At 60.1% G+C, this 20,047-nt stretch carries 13 protein-coding genes; 10 read left to right on the forward strand and 3 right to left on the reverse strand.

Annotation, left to right across the window (positions count from 1 at the left end):
• Window positions 1-135: 135 nt before the first annotated feature.
• Both metH and GPL81_RS13255 read left to right on the forward strand, forming a co-directional pair.
• On the forward strand, window positions 136-3,846 hold the full coding sequence (metH, locus tag GPL81_RS13250; RefSeq protein WP_160107074.1) for a methionine synthase: 3,711 nt from the start codon (window positions 136-138) through the stop codon (window positions 3,844-3,846).
• 195 nt (window positions 3,847-4,041) lie between these two features.
• Complete coding sequence (locus GPL81_RS13255; RefSeq protein ID WP_160107075.1) at window positions 4,042-4,260, forward strand: DUF2970 domain-containing protein; 219 nt, start codon at window positions 4,042-4,044, stop codon at window positions 4,258-4,260.
• On the opposite strand, the gene GPL81_RS13260 is transcribed toward GPL81_RS13255, so the two are convergent.
• Window positions 4,257-5,354, reverse strand: a complete 1,098-nt coding sequence (locus GPL81_RS13260; protein WP_096511976.1) for an ABC transporter substrate-binding protein — start codon at window positions 5,352-5,354, stop codon at window positions 4,257-4,259. The genes GPL81_RS13255 and GPL81_RS13260 overlap by 4 nt on opposite strands.
• Before the next feature lie 521 nt (window positions 5,355-5,875).
• Between GPL81_RS13260 and GPL81_RS13265 the strand changes: the two genes are divergently transcribed.
• Window positions 5,876-7,534: a nitrite/sulfite reductase gene (locus GPL81_RS13265; protein ID WP_160107076.1), complete on the forward strand. Its 1,659-nt coding sequence runs from the start codon at window positions 5,876-5,878 to the stop codon at window positions 7,532-7,534.
• Window positions 7,518-8,012 carry a DUF934 domain-containing protein gene (locus GPL81_RS13270; RefSeq protein ID WP_096511978.1) on the forward strand — a complete coding sequence of 165 codons (495 nt, stop codon included), beginning with the start codon at window positions 7,518-7,520 and terminating at the stop codon, window positions 8,010-8,012. Before GPL81_RS13265 ends, GPL81_RS13270 begins: the two co-directional genes overlap by 17 nt.
• A gap of 56 nt (window positions 8,013-8,068) precedes the next feature.
• Here the strand turns inward: GPL81_RS13270 and GPL81_RS13275 are convergent, their stop codons facing one another.
• Both GPL81_RS13275 and sohB read right to left on the reverse strand, forming a co-directional pair.
• On the reverse strand, window positions 8,069-11,950 hold the full coding sequence (locus GPL81_RS13275; RefSeq protein ID WP_160107077.1) for a leucine-rich repeat domain-containing protein: 3,882 nt from the start codon (window positions 11,948-11,950) through the stop codon (window positions 8,069-8,071).
• 222 nt (window positions 11,951-12,172) lie between these two features.
• Window positions 12,173-13,195, reverse strand: coding sequence for a protease SohB (sohB, locus tag GPL81_RS13280; protein ID WP_160107078.1), 1,023 nt, complete (start codon window positions 13,193-13,195; stop codon window positions 12,173-12,175).
• Between the two features lie 201 nt (window positions 13,196-13,396).
• On the opposite strand from sohB, the gene GPL81_RS13285 reads away from it, so the two are divergent.
• The 6 genes from GPL81_RS13285 (at window position 13,397) to GPL81_RS13310 (ending at window position 20,038) form a co-directional block, all read left to right on the forward strand.
• On the forward strand, window positions 13,397-14,107 hold the full coding sequence (locus GPL81_RS13285; protein ID WP_160107079.1) for a histidine phosphatase family protein: 711 nt from the start codon (window positions 13,397-13,399) through the stop codon (window positions 14,105-14,107).
• A 78-nt stretch (window positions 14,108-14,185) separates the two neighbouring features.
• On the forward strand, window positions 14,186-14,500 hold the full coding sequence (locus GPL81_RS13290; protein ID WP_008154977.1) for an SCP2 sterol-binding domain-containing protein: 315 nt from the start codon (window positions 14,186-14,188) through the stop codon (window positions 14,498-14,500).
• 293 nt (window positions 14,501-14,793) lie between these two features.
• On the forward strand, window positions 14,794-16,638 hold the full coding sequence (locus GPL81_RS13295) for an amidohydrolase (RefSeq protein WP_160107080.1): 1,845 nt from the start codon (window positions 14,794-14,796) through the stop codon (window positions 16,636-16,638).
• A gap of 196 nt (window positions 16,639-16,834) precedes the next feature.
• A complete protein-coding gene (locus GPL81_RS13300) occupies window positions 16,835-17,698 on the forward strand; it encodes a LysR family transcriptional regulator (protein WP_160107081.1) in 864 nt (287 codons plus the stop codon).
• Between the two features lie 106 nt (window positions 17,699-17,804).
• The gene (locus GPL81_RS13305) at window positions 17,805-18,950 is read left to right on the forward strand and encodes a sterol desaturase/SRPBCC family protein (protein ID WP_160107082.1); all 1,146 of its coding nucleotides are present in this window, start codon (window positions 17,805-17,807) and stop codon (window positions 18,948-18,950) included.
• Window positions 18,947-20,038, forward strand: a complete 1,092-nt coding sequence (locus tag GPL81_RS13310) for an SMP-30/gluconolactonase/LRE family protein (RefSeq protein ID WP_160107083.1) — start codon at window positions 18,947-18,949, stop codon at window positions 20,036-20,038. The genes GPL81_RS13305 and GPL81_RS13310 overlap by 4 nt, the downstream gene beginning before the upstream one ends.
• Window positions 20,039-20,047: the final 9 nt, after the last annotated feature.

Below are 20,047 nucleotides of genomic sequence, written 5' to 3' on the forward strand. Positions count from 1 at the left end.
AAAAACGCCGCGATTCTACCGGGCTGGCGCACGGCCCAACATGAGCGATATTCATGCAAAACCCGCACATGCTCCAAAAGCACACAGGTTTGCTATGATCCCGGCCCTTCGTCATGGTCTTTTCGAGTAGTCCCAATGTCCGATCGCAGTGTTCGCCTTCAAGCTCTCAAGCACGCCCTCAAAGAGCGCATCCTGATTCTCGATGGCGGCATGGGCACGATGATCCAGAGCTATAAGCTCGAAGAACAGGACTACCGGGGCAAACGCTTCGCCGACTGGCCGAGCGATGTCAAAGGCAACAACGACCTGTTGGTGCTGACCCGCCCGGACGTGATTGGCGGCATCGAGAAGGCCTACCTGGATGCCGGCGCCGACATCCTGGAAACCAACACCTTCAACGCCACCCGCATTTCCATGGCCGATTACGGCATGGAAGCACTGGCCTACGAACTGAACGTAGAAGGCGCTCGCCTGGCGCGCAAGGTCGCCGATGCGAAAACCCTCGAGAACCCGGAGAAGCCGCGCTTCGTCGCCGGCGTGCTCGGCCCGACCAGCCGTACCTGCTCGCTGTCACCGGACGTGAACAACCCCGGCTATCGCAATGTGACCTTCGACGAACTGGTGGAAAACTACACCGAGGCCACCAAAGGCCTGATCGAAGGCGGCGTCGACCTGATCCTGATCGAAACCATTTTCGACACCCTCAACGCCAAAGCCGCGATCTTCGCCGTGCAAGGCGTCTATGAAGAACTGGGCGTCGAATTGCCGATCATGATTTCCGGCACCATCACCGACGCCTCCGGCCGTACCCTGTCCGGCCAGACCACCGAAGCCTTCTGGAACTCCGTGGCCCACGCCAAACCGATCTCGGTCGGCCTGAACTGCGCCCTCGGTGCCCGCGAATTGCGCCCGTACCTGGAAGAGTTGTCGAACAAGGCGGGCACCCACGTTTCCGCGCACCCGAATGCCGGCCTGCCGAACGAATTCGGCGAGTACGACGAACTGCCGTCGCAGACCGCCAAGGTCATCGAAGAATTCGCCCAAAGCGGCTTCCTGAACATCGTCGGCGGCTGCTGCGGTACCACGCCAGGCCACATCGAAGCCATCGCCAAGGCCGTGGCCGGCTATGCGCCGCGCCAGATTCCGGAAATCCCCAAGGCTTGCCGCCTCTCGGGTCTGGAGCCGTTCACCATCGATCGCAACTCGCTGTTCGTCAACGTCGGCGAGCGCACCAACATCACCGGTTCCGCCAAGTTCGCCCGGCTGATCCGCGAGGACAACTACACCGAAGCCCTGGAAGTCGCCCTGCAGCAGGTCGAGGCCGGCGCCCAGGTGATCGACATCAACATGGACGAAGGGATGCTCGATTCGAAGAAGGCCATGGTGACCTTCCTCAATCTGATTGCCGGCGAACCGGACATCTCCCGCGTACCGATCATGATCGACTCCTCGAAGTGGGAAGTGATCGAAGCCGGCCTCAAGTGCATCCAGGGCAAGGGCATCGTCAATTCGATCAGCATGAAAGAAGGCGTCGAGCAGTTCATTCATCACGCCAAGCTGTGCAAGCGCTATGGCGCCGCCGTCGTGGTCATGGCCTTCGACGAAGCCGGCCAGGCCGACACCGAAGCGCGCAAGAAAGAAATCTGCAAACGCTCCTACGACATTCTGGTCAACGAAGTCGGCTTCCCGCCGGAAGACATCATCTTCGACCCGAACATCTTCGCCGTGGCCACCGGTATCGAAGAACACAACAACTATGCCGTGGACTTCATCAACGCCTGTGCCTACATCCGCGACGAGCTGCCCTACGCACTGACCTCGGGCGGCGTGTCCAACGTGTCGTTCTCGTTCCGTGGCAACAACCCGGTGCGCGAGGCGATCCACTCGGTGTTCCTGCTGTACGCGATCCGCGCCGGCCTGACCATGGGCATCGTCAACGCCGGGCAGCTGGAAATCTACGACCAGATTCCGGTGGAGCTGCGCGACGCTGTCGAGGACGTGATCCTCAACCGCACCCCGGAAGGCACCGACGCCCTCCTCGCCATCGCCGACAAGTACAAGGGCGACGGCAGCGTCAAGGAAGCCGAGACCGAAGAGTGGCGCAACTGGGACGTCAACAAGCGTCTGGAGCATGCGCTGGTCAAGGGCATCACCACGCACATCGTTGAAGACACCGAAGAATCCCGCCAGTCCTTTGCCCGCCCGATCGAAGTGATCGAAGGCCCGCTGATGTCCGGCATGAACATCGTCGGTGACCTGTTCGGCGCCGGCAAAATGTTCCTGCCGCAGGTGGTGAAATCCGCCCGCGTCATGAAGCAGGCCGTAGCCCACCTGATCCCGTTCATCGAACTGGAAAAAGGCGACAAGCCGGAAGCCAAGGGCAAGATCCTGATGGCCACGGTAAAAGGCGACGTGCACGACATCGGCAAAAACATCGTGGGTGTGGTGCTGGGCTGTAACGGTTACGACATCGTCGACCTCGGCGTGATGGTGCCGGCGGAGAAAATCCTCCAGGTGGCCAAGGAAGAGAAGTGCGACATCATTGGCCTGTCTGGCCTGATCACTCCGTCACTGGATGAAATGGTCCACGTTGCCCGTGAGATGCAGCGCCAGGATTTCCATCTGCCGTTGATGATCGGTGGCGCCACTACCTCCAAGGCGCACACGGCGGTGAAGATCGAGCCCAAGTACAGCAACGATGCCGTGGTGTATGTCACCGACGCTTCCCGCGCGGTGGGCGTGGCCACGCAGCTGCTGTCCAAGGAACTGAAGGCCGGTTTCGTCGAGAAGACCCGCGAGGAGTACATCGATGTCCGCGAGCGCACCGCCAACCGCAGCGCCCGTACCGAACGCCTGAGCTACGCCGCCTCCATTGCTAAAAAACCGCAGTTCGACTGGAGCACCTACACGCCGGTCAAACCGACGTTCACCGGCTCCAGAGTGCTGGATAACATCGACCTCAAGGTGCTGGCCGAATACATCGACTGGACGCCGTTCTTTATCTCCTGGGACCTGGCCGGCAAGTTCCCGCGCATCCTCCAGGACGAAGTGGTCGGTGAAGCCGCCACCGCGTTGTACGCCGATGCCCAGGAAATGCTCGCGAAACTGATCGACGAAAAGCTGATCAGCGCCCGTGCGGTGTTCGGCTTCTGGCCGGCCAACCAGGTACGCGACGATGACATCGAGCTTTACGGCGATGACGGCAAGCCATTGGCCAAGCTGCATCACCTGCGCCAGCAGATCATCAAGACCGACGGCAAACCGAACTTCTCCCTGGCCGACTTCGTGGCGCCGAAGGACAGCGAACTCACCGACTACGTGGGTGGCTTCATCACCACCGCCGGCATCGGTGCCGAAGAGGTGGCCAAGGCCTACCAGGACGCCGGCGACGACTACAACTCGATCATGGTCAAGGCCCTGGCCGACCGTTTGGCCGAGGCCTGCGCCGAGTGGCTGCACCAGCAGGTGCGTAAAGAGCACTGGGGTTACGCCAAGGACGAAACCCTGGACAACGAGGCGCTGATCAAAGAGCAATACACCGGCATCCGCCCTGCCCCGGGCTACCCGGCCTGCCCGGATCACACCGAGAAAGCCACGCTGTTCGCCCTGCTCGACCCCGAGGCCGCCGAAATGCGTGCCGGCCGCAGCGGCGTGTTCCTCACCGAACACTATGCGATGTTCCCGGCCGCGGCAGTCAGCGGCTGGTACTTCGCTCACCCGCAGGCGCAATACTTCGCCGTGGGCAAGATCGACAAGGACCAGGTGCAGAGCTACACATCGCGCAAAGGCCAGGAGTTGAGCGTGACCGAACGCTGGCTGGCGCCGAACCTGGGTTACGACGAGTAATCCTTCTGCCGGCCACAATATTGTGGTCGGCAGAGATCCCTGTGGGAGCGGGCTTGCCCGCGATGAGGCCTTTCCAGTCAACATTATGGGTGACTGCCAGCCCGCCATCGCGGGCAAGCCCGCTCCCACAGGTTTTGTGTCGCCCCAAGGTTGATTGTCTATGCTTACTTTTCACACACAGGTGACGAGGGGTTTATGGACGATCCAGCCGACAACAAGCCGCCGACCTTCTGGCAGATGCTGCAAAGCGTCATGGCCGCGGCGTTCGGGGTACAGAGCGGGAAGAACCGGGCGCGGGATTTCACCCACGGCAAGCCCAGTCATTTCGTGATTCTGGGGATCCTGTTCACGGTCGTGTTTGCGTTGACGCTCTACGGCATCGTGCAACTGGTGGTGCATCTGGCAAAGGTTTAGTGCATCAGGGTTTGCAGGCTGAACGGATAACGATAGGACGTCGGTCGTCCCTTGGCGGAAAGCTTGTGAAAGTCCACACCGAAATCCTGTGAGGCGCCCATCGCCAGCAGTTGCCGGGCTTGTGCCCGATCAATCAGCTGCAACAACGGAATCTGTCGGTCACGACCGCCATACTGGCTGATGTCGACGCCCTCGTCGTAGTCGTGCAACTGCACCAGGGCCCAGCCACCCAGGCTGAAATGCCCGCCCAGCAATACGCTCAATCGGTTGTCCAGCAACGCGTGCAATGCCGCCGGTGAATTGTTGATGGTACCGAACAGCGCATCCTTGCCGGGTTTACCGCCCGACTCTTCAAACGCGCGCATCACACCGAAGCCCATTTCGTCATTGGCCGACCAGACCAGCGATGTCTGCGGATAACGCTTGAACAACAGCTTGGCCTGTTCATAGGCGCGCTCCCGGGTCCAGCCGCCGTATACCAATTGGCGCAGATGCACTTCAGGGTGCTCGGCCAACGCCCGGCGCATGCCCCTTTCACGCAACTGCGCGGACGGTGTGATTTTCAGCCCGGAGAAGGCCAGCAGGTCGATGGATTGACCGGGAGCGACCGGGGGGTGCAGACGGATCAGCTCCTTGAGCATCAGGTAGCCGCCCTCCTCGTCGTTGGGCACCAGGCTGCCCACCCAATCGGGGTACTTGTCGGGCCGGGCACCGAGCAGGCGCATCTGGTCCGGGGTCAGGGCGTTATTGACGATAAACAGCTTCACCCCGCTGCCGTGGGCCAGGCGCAGGATCTCGGGGGCGATATATTGCTCGTTGACGAATACCAGGTAGTCGGGACGCTTTGGCCCTTGCAGGGCTTCGCGTGCCTGCGCGAGGGTGATTTCAGAGTTGCGGTCGGAGTACTCGATGCGCAGCTCCATGCCCAGGTCCCTGGCAGCGGCCTGCATGAATTGCGAGTAACTGACCCAGAACGCTTCCCGGGTGTTTCCCGGATTGAGGAACAGCACCGACGCGGCCTGAGCACAAGGTGCAATGACCATGAACATGACCATACCCAGCGTCAGCAATACGCCACACAGAAACTTCAACATTGGTCGTCCGAGCCCCCGGAAATTCGCCGCGCATTATAGCCAGCGAACGCCCGCAAAACGGCGTTTATTCCGGTTTTTGTCCGACAATCGTCGGAACGGGACCCGGACGGGGTCGCTTATTGATGACTGACCCAAAATACCGCTGTGCCGACGACCAGGATAATCAGAAACAGAATCGCCCAGGCATCGACGGTACTATCGCTTTTCCTTGCTTTGGTTGGGTTGCTCATTGCATCGCCTCTTGTCGGTTTTATCGGTGATTGCAGAAAGACTCGACCAGAGTTAAGACGATGATTGCCCGCACGACAAATGTGGGTTAGCCGACAACTATTCTCGTTAGGCGATTTGGTTCTTTACATATATTGAAACATCACTTTTGCGCATAACTGCAAACTGGTATCTTGCCCCGGCTCCGTAGGGAGTGCGCGGCCGTGCGCGCAGAATTGCAGAGGCTCCTGGACTGCGGCAAGCACAAAAACGCAGCTGTATCCGAGCGACCCAAGCCTGAGAACAGGACTTATATGTACGTATACGACGAATACGATCAGCGGATCATCGAGGACCGCGTCAAGCAGTTCCGTGATCAGACCCGACGCTATCTGGCAGGCGAGCTGAGCGAAGAAGAATTCCGCCCCCTGCGCCTGCAGAACGGGCTTTATATCCAGCGCTTCGCGCCGATGTTGCGGGTAGCGGTGCCATACGGCCAACTGACTTCGCGCCAGATGCGAATGATGGCGAAAATTGCCCGTGACTACGACAAGGGCTATGCCCACATCAGTACCCGGCAGAACGTGCAGTTCAACTGGCCGGCCGTGGAAGACATCCCGGACATCCTGGCTGAACTGGCCACCGTGCAGATGCACGCGATCCAGACCAGCGGCAACTGCCTGCGCAACGTCACCACCGACCAGTTCGCCGGTGTTGCCGCCGACGAATTGATCGACCCGCGCCCATGGTGCGAGATCGTTCGTCAATGGACGACTTTCCACCCGGAATTCGCCTACCTGCCGCGCAAATTCAAGATCGCCGTCAACGGTTCGACCTCCGACCGCGCCGCCATCGAAGTCCATGACATCGGCCTGGAGCCGGTGCACAACGCCGCTGGCGAACTGGGTTTCCGTGTGCTGGTCGGCGGTGGCCTGGGCCGTACCCCGGTGGTGGGTGCGTTCATCAATGAATTCCTGCCATGGCAGGACCTGTTGAGCTACCTCGACGCCATCCTGCGGGTCTACAACCGCTACGGCCGTCGCGACAACAAGTACAAGGCGCGGATCAAGATTCTGGTCAAGGCGCTGACGCCTGAAGTCTTCGCGCAGAAAGTCGATGCGGAAATGGAGCACCTGCGCGGTGGCCAGACCACGTTGACCGAAGCCGAAGTGCATCGCGTCGCCAAACACTTCGTCGATCCGGACTACAAGGCCCTGGACAACCAGAGCGCCGCACTGGCCGAACTCGACAAGGAACACCCGGGCTTTGCCCGCTGGCGTACCCGCAATACCCTGGCCCACAAGAAGCCGGGTTATGTGGCGGTAACGCTGTCGCTGAAGCCGACCGGCGTTGCACCGGGCGACATCACCGACAAGCAGCTCGACGCCGTGGCCGATCTGGCCGAGCGCTATAGCTTCGGCCAATTGCGCACCTCCCACGAGCAGAACATCATCCTGGCCGACGTCGAGCAGGACAAGCTGTTCACCCTGTGGGGCGAGTTGCGCGAGAAAGGTTTCGCCACGCCGAACATCGGCCTGCTGACCGACATCATCTGCTGCCCGGGCGGCGATTTCTGCTCCCTGGCCAACGCCAAGTCGATCCCGATCGCTGAATCCATCCAGCGCCGCTTCGACGACCTGGACTACCTGTTCGACATCGGCGAACTGGACCTGAACATCTCCGGCTGCATGAACGCCTGTGGTCACCACCACGTCGGCCACATCGGCATCCTCGGGGTGGACAAGAAAGGCGAAGAGTTCTACCAGGTGTCCCTCGGCGGCAGCGCCAGCCGTGACGCCAGCCTGGGCAAGATCCTCGGCCCGTCCTTCGCGCAGGAAGCCATGCCCGACGTGATCGAGAAGCTGATCGACGTGTACATCGAACAACGTACCGAAGACGAGCGCTTCATCGACACTTATCAGCGTATCGGCATCGACCTCTTCAAGGAACGCGTCTATGCAGCGAATCATTAAGAACAACGAAGTCGTCGACGAAACCTGGCACCTGCTGCCCAAGGATTTCAACATCGACGAGATCACCAACTGCGACGACTACATCGTCCCGTTGCAGTTGTGGCGTGAACACAGCCGCATGCTTCTGGCCCGCGACGGCGGCCTGGGCGTGTGGCTGGATGCCGATGAAGAAGCCGAAGAAATCGGTGAAGACGTGGCAAGCTTCCAGGTCATTGCCTTGAACTTCCCGGCCTTCACCGATGGCCGCAACTACTCCAACGCCCGCCTGCTGCGTGACCGTTATGGTTTCAAAGGCGAACTGCGGGCGATTGGCGATGTGTTGCGCGACCAATTGTTCTACATGCACCGCTGCGGTTTCGATGCATTTGCCATCCGCGCCGATAAAGACCCGTACGAAGCCCTTGAAGGTCTCAAGGACTTCTCGGTGACCTATCAGGCCGCCACTGACGAACCGCTGCCGCTGTTCCGTCGTCGCTGAAGTCTGCGCTTGAATGAAAAAACCTGGCTCCAAAACGGAGCCAGGTTTTTTTGTTTTCAGGGCTGATGCTCCCCGACCGGAAACGGTTGCCCCATCGCCACCCAGTGGGCGTGAAGCCTCGCGCGGTCCTCCATGGCCGTGAATACAACAAACGGATTATCCGTTGATGCCAATGCCCGAGGAACAACCTGCACCAATTGCTCCCAGAGCTGGTCCGACGTATCCGCCTCATTCAACAGTCGCCATACCCGTGCCTGAAGCCCTGGATAACCCACGAGGAAATCCGGGGTAAGGCTCAGTGTATTGATCGTCCCCAAAAATCTCATGCCGGAACGTTTGAGCGCCAATCGGTGCCAGATTTGCAGGTGGGCATCCTGCTGCTCTCCCGGCAGGTCGCGCAACCAGGCAGCCGGATCTGAATAGCTGGCTCCTGGACTGCTCAGCCACAGGTTGATACCGGTTTGCTCCCGGTGCCTGACCAGCCGCTGCAAGGTGTCCTCGTCGGTCAGGGGATTGTTCCACAGCAGCACTCGATCCCTGGCGATGGCCTGATTCAGTACAGCTTGCGGAACACGGTTAATCTGGTTGTTACGCAAATCCAGCGTGGCCAGGTATGGCCGCTCCATAATCCCGACCGGGCAATTCCTGATTCTTGTGTCGTTCAGTTTAAGCGTTCGCAACTGGTCCATGCCCAATACGACGGGAGGCACACCCAACGGGTTTTCACTTAAATCCAGTGACTGAAGATTAATCAATTGGCTTAGTTGCGCCGCGGTATTTTCCTGGAACCTCAGCTCGGTAGAACTCAAATTCAACGAAACGAGATGCCGCAATTGAGGAATCGTGGACGGCAATGAACTCTCCAGCTCCCCATTGTCGTTGGGCAATCGCAAGTCAGTGCCTTCCAGATTCAGGCTACGCAGTTTTGGAAAGCACCCCAGGAAGCCATTCAGGGTTTCGCGTTCGAACAAGTGGAAATTTTCAAGATTGAGTTCGACCACATCGTTGAAGCGCGCATTCAACTCCGGGAGTCGATGAAAGTCCTCGTGGCTCATATTCATCGTAAAGCCATCAATATGATTTCCTGAGTAATGGCTATTTCGTTGAGGGGGCCGTTTTTGAAATATAGCCACCAGCTCATCACCGAGTTCACCCCGGACTTCTCGTTCATACGTGATCGTTTCTTGCAGCCGTTCAGCATTGCGCATTTCGATCTGCTGTTGCGTAAGACCCTCTGTACCGGGATCCCCCATCTGCAGGTGATCGATATCCAGGTCCTCGACGTCGTCCGCCACCAGATCGACCCAGGTATCCAGATCCACGTACAGCTGTTGCAGCTCGCGCCTTGACCTGTCGATATGCGCCTGAGCCTCTCCACCCAGTTGCTGCAACATTGCATCCGCTTCTTCGTCGGTAAACTCGGGGTAAATATCCTTGAGCTGCAGCCTCATCACCGAGTGTGTCAAGGCACTTTCCTGAGGCGTTCCCGGGTAACCTCCCCCCCTGAGGCCCTGTGCTTCGAACGGCAAACCGGAATCCTTCCTGCCCAACCCGAGGGCTAGTTCTGAACGAGACAATGGATGATCGCTGATCGCAAGCTTCAATCCAGCAGCGGGGGGTCCCGACAACAGTTGCAAAGCCGAATGTTCTTCCTCTGTCAGGATGCCGACAAGCGCTTCATAAAAATCAGTACCTACTGAGGTTTGGGTTGACAAGCCGAAGGGCTGATAACGATCCCCCATCTTGATCAGACGCCGACCGTCACGCGCCTCCAGTGGGCCGCAACGATCCAGAACCCGTCCACCCGGCGAACCGTCCAGCACCTCGATCCGCAGTGTTTTCGGCCATCCGGGCAGATTCTTCAGTGAGTGCAAGGCCAGGGTGTCCGATTCAGGACTGGCCACCGAACGAAGATACAACCCTTCATAAGCACGATTGAGGCGCACATGCTGTTGGTATTGGCGAGCCTTGCTGTCCAGCTGCCTGAACAGTTGCCTTGCCCGGGCAACCTCCGGCGCAGCCTTGAAGTCCACACCATAACGATCGAGCATCTGCTCAACGGCAGCCTTGGGCAAACCGGGATACTGTCGCTGAAACAGTCGCACCCATTCATGCTCCGAACGTTGCAGTGCCTGGTATCGGCGGTTGAACAACTCGCTGGGTGCGATAGAGGGTTCGCTCAACCCCGCAACCTCCTGATCGATCCTGAAACGATCAATCGTGTCGGCCAGCAGCGGGGTCGGCTCCCGTCCCGCCTGCATCAGGCGCAACATGTCGTCATCGACTGCGCTGACCCTGCCGATCTGTGCCAGCACTTCATCGCTGAACGTGCCTGCCGGGGCGCCGACGCCCCGCAAGAGGTCGATGCGCGACGGCAGTGGCAGGACCGGCTGCACGGGAACGCCTGTTTCCACTGATCCGGGGAGCGGCCCCGCCGAGGGCTCTCCACCCGTCGCCTCTGTCTTCGCCAGCCTGGCCACATCCACTCCTTCGCCGCTCAACGAAGCGACGCCCGCGGCCAACGGCAGCGCATTGAGCAGGCCGAATACAGTGCGAGTAACGCCTTGCGAACGCATATCGGCGGTCTCCCCATTGATGGCCTGGTCAAGGCCAAAGCCGGCGTCGATAAGCCCGGCCAGGACCAACAAGCCCTCGCCTCCCGGCACAAACAACGCCAAGGGACCAAACTGATTCACCCACTGGACGATCGGCTCTATGACCGCGCTCAAGTCGTCGCGATTGACTTGCGCATCATCGCGGATGGTTTCGACACTGGCTTGGGCGGCCCGCTTCATGGCCCACACCATTTGCGCAAAGGGATCGGTTTTTTCCGAGGCAAGGTCGTAGCCGATGTAATCGTCGGGATCCCAATAACCGTCGTCATTGAAAAAGCCGGCCTCCCGGGTCAGGTGATGCTGGCGCGGGTAAACGACCATGCCATCCAGCGCGGTGAGCACTCCAGCGTGAAACGTACCGTCAGTACGGTCCTCTTCTTCAAAGTGAGCCGCCAAGGCTTGCTTGGTTTCCGGCACCTTTCCCTGCTCGATAATCCAGCGGCGCAGTTGTTTGCTGTCGGCAAAATCGTGCAGAGGCGAGGAATTTCCGGGGATGTACAACAACACCCTGCCACTGGCTCGATCACGGAAACACCAGATATCCGTCGCGGTGTACCGATAGAGCTTCAGACGGCTAGTCTCGACACTCGAAGGTATACGGGTCGGTGCTTGCAGCTGTTGCATCGTCAGTGCTTCCCATGCCTGATCCGGGGGCAAACCCGCCGCCCGCATCGCGAGCCCCAGAGCTTTGCGGGACAGGCTGTTTTCATGACGCTGCAGCCAGGCCGACATGATAAAGGCTGCTTTGGCCGATATTCTCAGCGGATAGGAACTGACACCAAGGAGTACCTCGTCAGACGGCCAGGCCTTGTCGACATAGGCCTGGTACAAGTCCTTGAAATTCAGCGCCCATATCCATTGTTTGAAGTCGGCGGGACGCAGATTGATCTGCGTCTTCGGCCCATAGGATTGGGGCACCGTGCTCCGGTAAATGCCTTCATAGGTTCGCAAGTCGTCATTCAGGGACTCCTTGTCCACCAGGTGTACGGACGGTCCGACATCGGGCGGCGTGTACAAACCAAATGCCGTTTCGCCGAAGCGGCCATCGCCAACGGTCTGGTAATCGGACAACAGCGCCTGCACCAGGGAGCGCGAACGCGCCACGTATCCCTGATGGCTGCCGTCCGGATCCGGATAATGTCTGTAGTCGTAATGCAGCGTGACCAATTGCGCTGTCTGCGGATCAAGGTCTCGCCCCCACTTTTCCTTGATCATCTGTTCGCCAAATTGCGATGGGGTTTGTGGCAGGTCGGTCTCCACGGCGGATTTAAGTTCGTCACGCACGTGCGGATGGGAGATGGGGTTGTCGGAAAACTCGTTCATTTTGCAGTCCGTTGCAGATTGAGGAACCTCACCCTAACCAATCCGGGTGATCTGCAACGTGGGAGTGATCGACAGCAACTTTAGGAAAGTTCGCCGTTTCCGGATAGAAACGGCTATGTAGGAGCGAGCTTGCTCGCGATGAACCTGAGAGCACCGCGGGGTGCCAGGCCTCCAGCGGTATCGTTGACGTCCATCGCGAGCAAGCTCGCTCCTACAGGCGAGTTACCAGAAGCGTTGCTGGGTCAGTCGGCTCCACCAGCTCAGCAATACGCGGTCGACCGACCCGCTGGCCGCCATGCCGATGCGTTCCGGCAGGCTTTTGCGTTCGGCGTAGTGCAAGTGATAAAGCTCCGACTGTTTGGCGCGTTCGGCCAGGTATTCGTCGCTGGTCTTGAGTTCGTCCACCAGTTGTTTGTCGAGTGCCGCGACACCGAGCCAGATTTCCCCGGTGGCCACTTCGTCGATGGCCAGTTGCGGGCGGTAGCGGGAAACGAAGTTCTTGAACAGTTGATGGGTGATGTCCAGGTCTTCCTGGAACTTCTCGCGGCCCTTCTCGGTGTTTTCGCCAAACACCGTCAGGGTGCGTTTGTACTCGCCGGCGGTCAGCACTTCGAAATCGATGTCGTGTTTTTTCAGCAGGCGATTGACGTTGGGCAACTGCGCCACTACGCCGATGGAACCGAGGATCGCGAACGGTGCACTGATGATCTTCTCGCCAATGCACGCCATCATGTAGCCGCCGCTGGCCGCGACCTTGTCGATGCATACGGTCAATGGAATGCCGGCCTGACGGATGCGCGCCAGTTGCGAGGATGCCAGGCCGTAGCTGTGCACCATGCCGCCGCCGCTCTCCAGGCGCAGCACGACTTCATCCTTGGGCGTGGCGAGGGTCAGCAGCGCGGTGATTTCGTGACGCAGGCTTTCAGTGGCCGAGGCCTTGATGTCGCCGTCGAAATCCAGCACGAACACCCGCGGCTTGGCCTCGGGCTTTTTCTTCTGTTTTTTCTCGGTTTTAGCCTGGGACTTGCGCAAGGCCTTGAGCTGGTCCTTGTCGAGCAAGGTTTGTTCCAGGCGCTCGCGCAGCCCTTTGTAGAAATCATTGAGCTTGCTGACCTGCAACTGGCCGGCGGACTTGCGTCGACCTTTGCTGCGCAATGCCGCGAAACTGGCCAGGACCACCAGAATGGCGATCACCAGGGTCACGGTCTTGGCCAGGAAAACGGCGTACTCGGACAAAAACTCCACAGGGACTCCTTAAACGATGCGCGGTATGGAAGCGCGCGGGATACCTCCAGCATACCCATGCGCCGCCCTTGCGGCCAGCCGTGAAACCTCCGGCAACGGGCCTGCAACGGACATTTCAAACAAGCGTATGTTTTTTCATTGACAGCTCACCGCCATCCTCATAACCTCGCCAAACCTTCAACGTACCGGGACGACGCGGACGTGGGCAGCATCTATTTGATTCGACATGGCCAGGCCTCCTTCGGTGCAGACGACTATGACGTCCTGTCGCCCATCGGTATTCGCCAGGCGGAAATCCTCGGCCAGCACCTGGCCGAGCTCGGTATCAGCTTCGATCGCTGCCTGGCGGGCGACCTGCGCCGCCAGCAGCACACGGCCAGCAGCGCCTTGGCACAGTTCGCAGCCGTGGGCCTGCCGGTACCGATCCTGGAAACCGATTCCGCCTTCAATGAATTCGATGCCGACGCGGTGATCCGCGCGCTGTTGCCGGCCATGCTGCCGGACGAACCCGAAGCCCTGAACATCCTGCGCAATGCCGCGCAAAACCGCGCCGAGTTCCAGCGCATCTTCGCCCTGATCATCGAACGCTGGCTGGCCGGCACCTACGACACGCCAGAGCTGGAAAGTTGGCTGGGCTTTGTCGAACGGGTTCGGGCGGGTCTGCACAGAATCCTTGAAAGCGCCGACAACACCCAGAAAATCGCGGTGTTCACCTCCGGCGGTACCATCACCGCCCTGCTCCACCTCATCACGCAAATGCCTGCCCGGCAGGCCTTTGAACTGAACTGGCAAATCGTCAACACCTCGCTCAACCACCTGAAGTTTCGTGGTCGCGAGGTGGCCCTGGCTTCCTTCAACAGTCATGCGCACCTGCAACTGCTGAAGGCCCCGGAACTCATCACGTTTCGCTGAGTCCGGACTATTGTGACCCTGGCTGTAATCACCCAGCTCTTATTACCCTGCTCTAATGACCAAAAAAAGGATCAAACCATGACCTCCGTAGCTGATGCCGTACAAGCAATGAAAGCCAAGTTCAACCCAGCCGCTGCTGCCGGTCTGGACCTGGTCTTCGGTTTCCGCATCGACGACACCAAGAACTTCTCGCTGATCGTCAAGGACAGCACCTGCGAGTTGCAGGAAGGCGAGAACCCGGACGCCCAGGTGACCCTGGTGATGGACGGCGAAACCCTGGAAGGCATCGTCAGCGGCGAAACCGACGGCATGCAGGCGTTCATGGGTGGCAAGCTGCGCGCCGAAGGCGACATGATGCTGGCAATGAAACTGTCCGAGCTGTTCCCGGCCTAAGACGGCGGCTCCCTTTTTCGGGAGCCTCCCTGGCTGCATACGAATCCCGCCCCTTGTGGCGGGATTCGTCGTTTTCGGCGCCGGGAAACGACTCGCCATGGATTTGCCGTCTATATTCCTTCTGGCCGCCTGTGTCAGCCAGCGGTTGATTGTCCTCGACTCAAGTTGCGGAGAGCACAGGCATGAGCCCATCTGACAACCACAATGGCATCCACCGCCGCCACGTACTTCAAGCCCTTTCTGCGGGCGCCGTCGGTGCCTGGGCCAGCCCACTGTTCGCAGGGAGTAAAACGATGCCGCAAGTACCCGCCGACCTCATCCTGTACAACGGACGCCTGCACACCGTCGACCGCAAGAAACCCCAGGCCAGTGCCGTCGCGATCAAGGACGGGCATTTCGTGGTGGTCGGCAATGACGCCCAGGCCATGGCCTTGCAAGGTCCTGCTACGCAAGTCATCGACCTGCATGGGCGCACGGTGATTCCCGGCCTCAACGACTCGCACTTGCACCTGATCCGTGGCGGCCTCAATTACAACCTCGAGCTGCGTTGGGAAGGTGTTCCGTCGCTGGTCGACGCCTTGCGCCTGCTCAAGGAACAGGCCGACCGCACACCAACGCCACAATGGGTGCGCGTGGTCGGTGGCTGGAACGAATTCCAGTTCGCCGAAAAGCGCCTGCCGACCCTCGACGAACTGAACAAGGCCGCGCCCGACACCCCGGTGTTTGTCCTGCACCTCTACGACCGCGCCCTGCTCAACCGCGCCGCCCTGAAAGTGGTGGGCTATACCCGCGACACGCCGAACCCGCCGGGCGGCGAAATCCAGCGCGATGCCAATGGCGACCCCACCGGCATACTGATCGCCCGACCCAACGCGATGATTCTGTACTCGACCCTGGCCAAGGGGCCGAAGCTGCCGTTGGAGCACCAGGTCAACTCAACTCGTCAGTTCATGCGCGAACTCAATCGCCTGGGGGTCACCAGCGCCATCGATGCCGGCGGTGGCTATCAGAACTACCCGGACGACTATCAGGTCATCCAGCAGTTGGCCAGGGACCAGCAACTCACGGTGCGGATCGCCTACAACCTGTTCACCCAGAAACCCAAGGAAGAGCTGACGGATTTCCAGAACTGGACCGGCAGCGTCAAGTTGCATCAGGGCGATGATTTCCTGCGACACAACGGCGCCGGGGAGATGCTGGTGTTCTCGGCCGCCGACTTCGAGGACTTCCTCGAACCGCGCCCGGACCTGCCGGCCGGCATGGAGCAAGACCTGGAACCGGTGGTCCGTCATCTCGTGGAACAACGCTGGCCATTCCGCTTGCACGCGACCTACAACGAATCCATCAGCCGCATGCTCGACGTGTTCGAAAAGGTCAATCGCGACATCCCGTTCGATGGCCTGCCATGGTTTTTCGACCACGCCGAAACCATCACCCCGCAAAACATCGAGCGGGTCAAAGCCCTGGGCGGTGGCATCGCGATTCAGGACCGCATGGCGTTTCAGGGCGAGTATTTCGTCGAACGCTATGGCGCAAAAGCCGCCGAAACCACGCCGCCGATTGCCCGCATGCTGGCCGAAGGCGTGCCGGTGGGTGCCGGCACCGACGCCACGCGGGTGTCGAGTTACAACCCCTGGACTTCATTGTACTGGCTGGTCAGCGGCCGCACCGTCGGCGGGTTGGAGCTGTATCCGCACGGCTTGAGCCGCGACACCGCCCTGGAACTGTTCACCCACGGCAGCGCCTGGTTCTCCTCCGAGCAAGGCAAGAAGGGCCAGATCAAGGTCGGGCAACTGGCGGATCTGATTGCGCTGTCGGCGGACTATTTCCACATCGAGGACCACGCCATCAAGGACATCGAAGCGGTGCTGACCATCGTCGATGGCAAGATTGTCCATGGCAGCGCCGAATTCGAAAAACTCGGGCCGCCGCCGATCCCGGTGGTGCCTGAGTGGTCGCCAGTGGCCAAGGTGCCGGGGCATTGGAAAGCGGCACCGCTGACTGCGCAGATTCATCAATGCGTCGGCGCATGTGCGGTACATGCACACCGTCATGAACGTGCGCGATTGTCGAATGCGCCGGTCAGTGACTTCCGGGCGTTCTGGGGAGCGTTTGGCTGTTCGTGTTTTGCGTTTTAACGGTGATCCGACGGATACCAATAATCCATTGTAGGAGCGAGCCTGCTCGCGAAAGCGGTGAGACCGTCAACGTTGATGTTGACTGACACTCCGTCTTCGCGAGCAGGCTCGCTCCTACAAGTGCAGGCCCTTTGTCCCGCTCGCCACAGTTCAGCGGTGCTCTTACAATGCCAGCACTTCCAATACCGGCCACCCCATGGACATCGATCTCGCCCGCACCTTTCTGGAAATCGTCCGCCACGGCAGCCTCGCCGCGGCCGCCGACAAGCTCCACGTCACCCAGACCGCCATCACCGCGCGGGTGCAGAAGCTCGAAATCCAACTGGGCAGCACCCTGTTTGTGCGCAACCGCGCCGGAGCCCGACTGACACCCAACGGCGAAGCCTTCGTGGTGTATGCCAATCAACTGGTGGAGACCTGGGACGCCGCGCGGCGGGATCTGCCCTTGCCCGAGGGTTATCACGACGTGCTGCACATCGGCGGCGAGATCAGCCTGTGCAACCCGTTGATGCTCAGTTGGGCCGGGCAACTGCGGGAGAAAATCCCCGGCCATGCCCTGCGCATGGAGATCCGCGACGGTGAAAACCTGCTGCGCCAACTGGAGCTGGGGGTGCTGGATGCGGCGCTGGTCTATCAGCCGGAGTACTGGCCGCGTCTGCAAGTCGAGCAAATCCTGGAAGAGAAACTCGTGCTCGTACGCTTGCCCGGGCGCCCCGATCCTTACGTCTACATCGACTGGGGCCAGGACTTCCGCCGCCGCCACGATGCCGCCCTGCCGGAAAAGGCCAGGGCGGCCCTGAGTTTCAATCTCGGTCCGCTGGGTTTGCAGTACATTCTGGAAAACGGTGGCAGCGGTTACTTCCGTACCCGCGTCGTGCACAGTTACCTGGAAAGCGGCGTGCTGGAGCAAGTGCCCAAGGCCCCGGAATTCAACTACCCGACCTACCTGGTCTACTCCCGCGACCGCGACTCGCCAACCCTGCAAAAGGCTTTTGATCTGCTGCGCGAAGTGATCAAGACCAATGACGACTGGTCGCAACGCTGGGACCCACTCACCTGAATACGGTTTGCACCGGATCATGGCCAATGTGTCCTCAAGGTTCGGCCAGCCAAAACGCCTGAATCGACTAATCTGCTGGAGATAACAATAACGACAGGTGATTGCAGTGAGGCAGACCACCGAAGCATTCCGCAGCCGTTATCGCGCCAACATTCATCCGCTCTACAACCCGTGGCTGCATGGCATTTTTGTGCTGCTGTTCGGCATCGGGGCCATCGCCGCGTTCTGGAGCACCGTGCACCAGGCTCAACCCCGGGAGTGGCTGGCGGTGCCGTTGAGCATGCTGTTCTTCAACTTTGTTGTGTACATGGTGCATCGGCACCTGGGCCATCACAAAAAAGCCTTTGCTCGAATGTTCTATGCCCGGCATGCCGGCGACCACCATAACTTTTTCGCTCCCGGGCACATGACCTACGACAGTGCCCGCGACTGGCGGGTGATTCTGTTTCCGGCCTGGCTGATTGTCCTGCACACCCTGGTCGTTACCCTGCCGATCTGGTGGCTGCTCAAACCGTTCGATGCCAACGTTGCCGGACTGGTCGGCGGCTGCCTGGTCCTCGGGTACCTGGCCTATGAAGTGTTCCATGCCTGCGAGCATCTGCCGCCGCACAATCCGCTGACACAGTTGCCGTGGATCCGCCAGATGCGGCGCCTGCATGAACTGCATCACCGTCGCGAGATGATGCGCGAACGCAATTTCAACATCGTTTTTCCGTTGATGGATTACCTGTTCGGCACCCTGTACTGGGAACCGGATCAGGCCACCCCGTATCTGCCGAGAACGCCCATGACCCGCCTGCAGCATCAGATCGTCATTGCCGCAAACCCTGTCGCCGTACTCGCCTACGCCAGCACCGTGACCCGATGGCCGGAGTGGCATCCATCGTCCCTCAAGATCAATGGTCAAAAAGGCTCATTGCATGCCGGTGCGCGGTTCGACGAGGACATCCGCGCCGGTGGACGTGACGGGCATTTGACCTGGGTGGTGGACGAGTATTTGCCGGGACGGCGCTGGATTGCCCAGGCCCAGGGCGACCACGGCCTGTCGTTGCTACTGACTTATGAGTGTGAGGCCGAGGGCGACGGCACGCGATTTACCCGCACCCTGGAGTATCAATTCAGCGGCCTGATAATGCGCATCGCCAACAAATGGCTGCTCAGGCGGCGGATTGATCGCGAATCGGCCGCGTCGATGCTGGCTTTGCGGGAGATGGCGCAAAAACACCTGGCACAGTCGGGAGCCAAAGTGTGAGTCGGTGGATCCGGTTCCGTCATTGGCTGTTGCTGGTAATCATCGCCATCGGCGTATTCCTGCTGCTGATGCCGACCAAAGTACGGCCGGTGGCCTGGACGCCGCCGCCAGCGCCCTCCCTCACCAGCGGCATCTATGCCGATAATCAGCGCCTCAAGGGCGTGGAGCGGGTCGGTGCCGCCGACATTGACGGCCCGGAAGCACTGCTGCTGGAAGGCGATACGCTGATCACCGGTTTGCATGACGGCCGCCTGATCCGCACCAGCCTCGATGGCAAGGTCACCAAAGTCCTGGCCGATACCGGTGGCCGCCCCTTGGGGCTGGCTCGCCATCCCAACGGCTTGCTGGTAATCGCCGATGCGGTCAAGGGCTTGCTGTCACTGGACGCCCAGGGGCGTCTGGTGGCCATGACCACGGCGGCTGACGGCGTGCCCTTCGGGTTCACCGACGACGTGGCCATCGACAAGCCCGGGCACTACGCCTATTTCAGCGACGCCTCCAGCCGCTTCGGCTACGGCAAGGACGGCGAGGCGATCATCGAGCATGGTGGCGATGGTCGCTTGCTGCGTTACGACTTCCAGACCGGAGCGACCTCGATGCTGCTGGACAAGCTGGAGTTTGCCAACGGCGTCACCCTGGGGCCGGACGATGCCTTTGTGCTGGTCAACGAAACCGGCGCCTATCGCATCAGCCGTTACTGGCTGAGCGGTCCGAAAGCTGGCACTCACGATCTGTTCATCGACAACCTGCCAGGTTTGCCGGACAACCTTTCGTTCAATGGCCACGACCGAATCTGGGTGGCGCTGTACGCACCGCGCAGCGCTCTGCTCGACGCCACCGCAAAGCATCCATTCGTACGCAAGATGCTCGCGCGCGCCATGACCGTCCTGCCCAAACCGGTGGAAAAGCGCGCCTTTGCCCTGGGCCTGAACGTCGAGGGCAAGGTGATCGCCAACCTTCAGGATGGCAGCAGCGACAGCTACTCGCCGATCACCACTGTGCGTGAGTATGGGGAGTGGTTGTATTTCGGGTCGCTGAAGGCGCAGAACATGGTGCGGTTGCCGTTGAGTACGGCGCTGGAGAAATAACGCGGATCA

This window comes from Pseudomonas izuensis, assembly GCF_009861505.1.
GTDB classification, from domain to species: Bacteria; Pseudomonadota; Gammaproteobacteria; order Pseudomonadales; family Pseudomonadaceae; genus Aquipseudomonas; species Aquipseudomonas izuensis.

What these genes read in the sequence shown, in the direction of transcription:
- GPL81_RS13260 (WP_096511976.1), bottom strand. Translation starts at nt 5,354, where the DNA reads ATGTTGAAGTTTCTGTGTGGCGTATTGCTGACGCTGGGTATGGTCATG.
- GPL81_RS13255 (WP_160107075.1), top strand. Translation starts at nt 4,042, where the DNA reads ATGGACGATCCAGCCGACAACAAGCCGCCGACCTTCTGGCAGATGCTG.
- GPL81_RS13265 (WP_160107076.1), top strand. Translation starts at nt 5,876, where the DNA reads ATGTACGTATACGACGAATACGATCAGCGGATCATCGAGGACCGCGTC.
- GPL81_RS13275 (WP_160107077.1), bottom strand. Translation starts at nt 11,950, where the DNA reads ATGAACGAGTTTTCCGACAACCCCATCTCCCATCCGCACGTGCGTGAC.
- GPL81_RS13300 (WP_160107081.1), top strand. Translation starts at nt 16,835, where the DNA reads ATGGACATCGATCTCGCCCGCACCTTTCTGGAAATCGTCCGCCACGGC.
- GPL81_RS13270 (WP_096511978.1), top strand. Translation starts at nt 7,518, where the DNA reads ATGCAGCGAATCATTAAGAACAACGAAGTCGTCGACGAAACCTGGCAC.
- GPL81_RS13295 (WP_160107080.1), top strand. Translation starts at nt 14,794, where the DNA reads ATGCCGCAAGTACCCGCCGACCTCATCCTGTACAACGGACGCCTGCAC.
- metH (WP_160107074.1), top strand. Translation starts at nt 136, where the DNA reads ATGTCCGATCGCAGTGTTCGCCTTCAAGCTCTCAAGCACGCCCTCAAA.
- GPL81_RS13290 (WP_008154977.1), top strand. Translation starts at nt 14,186, where the DNA reads ATGACCTCCGTAGCTGATGCCGTACAAGCAATGAAAGCCAAGTTCAAC.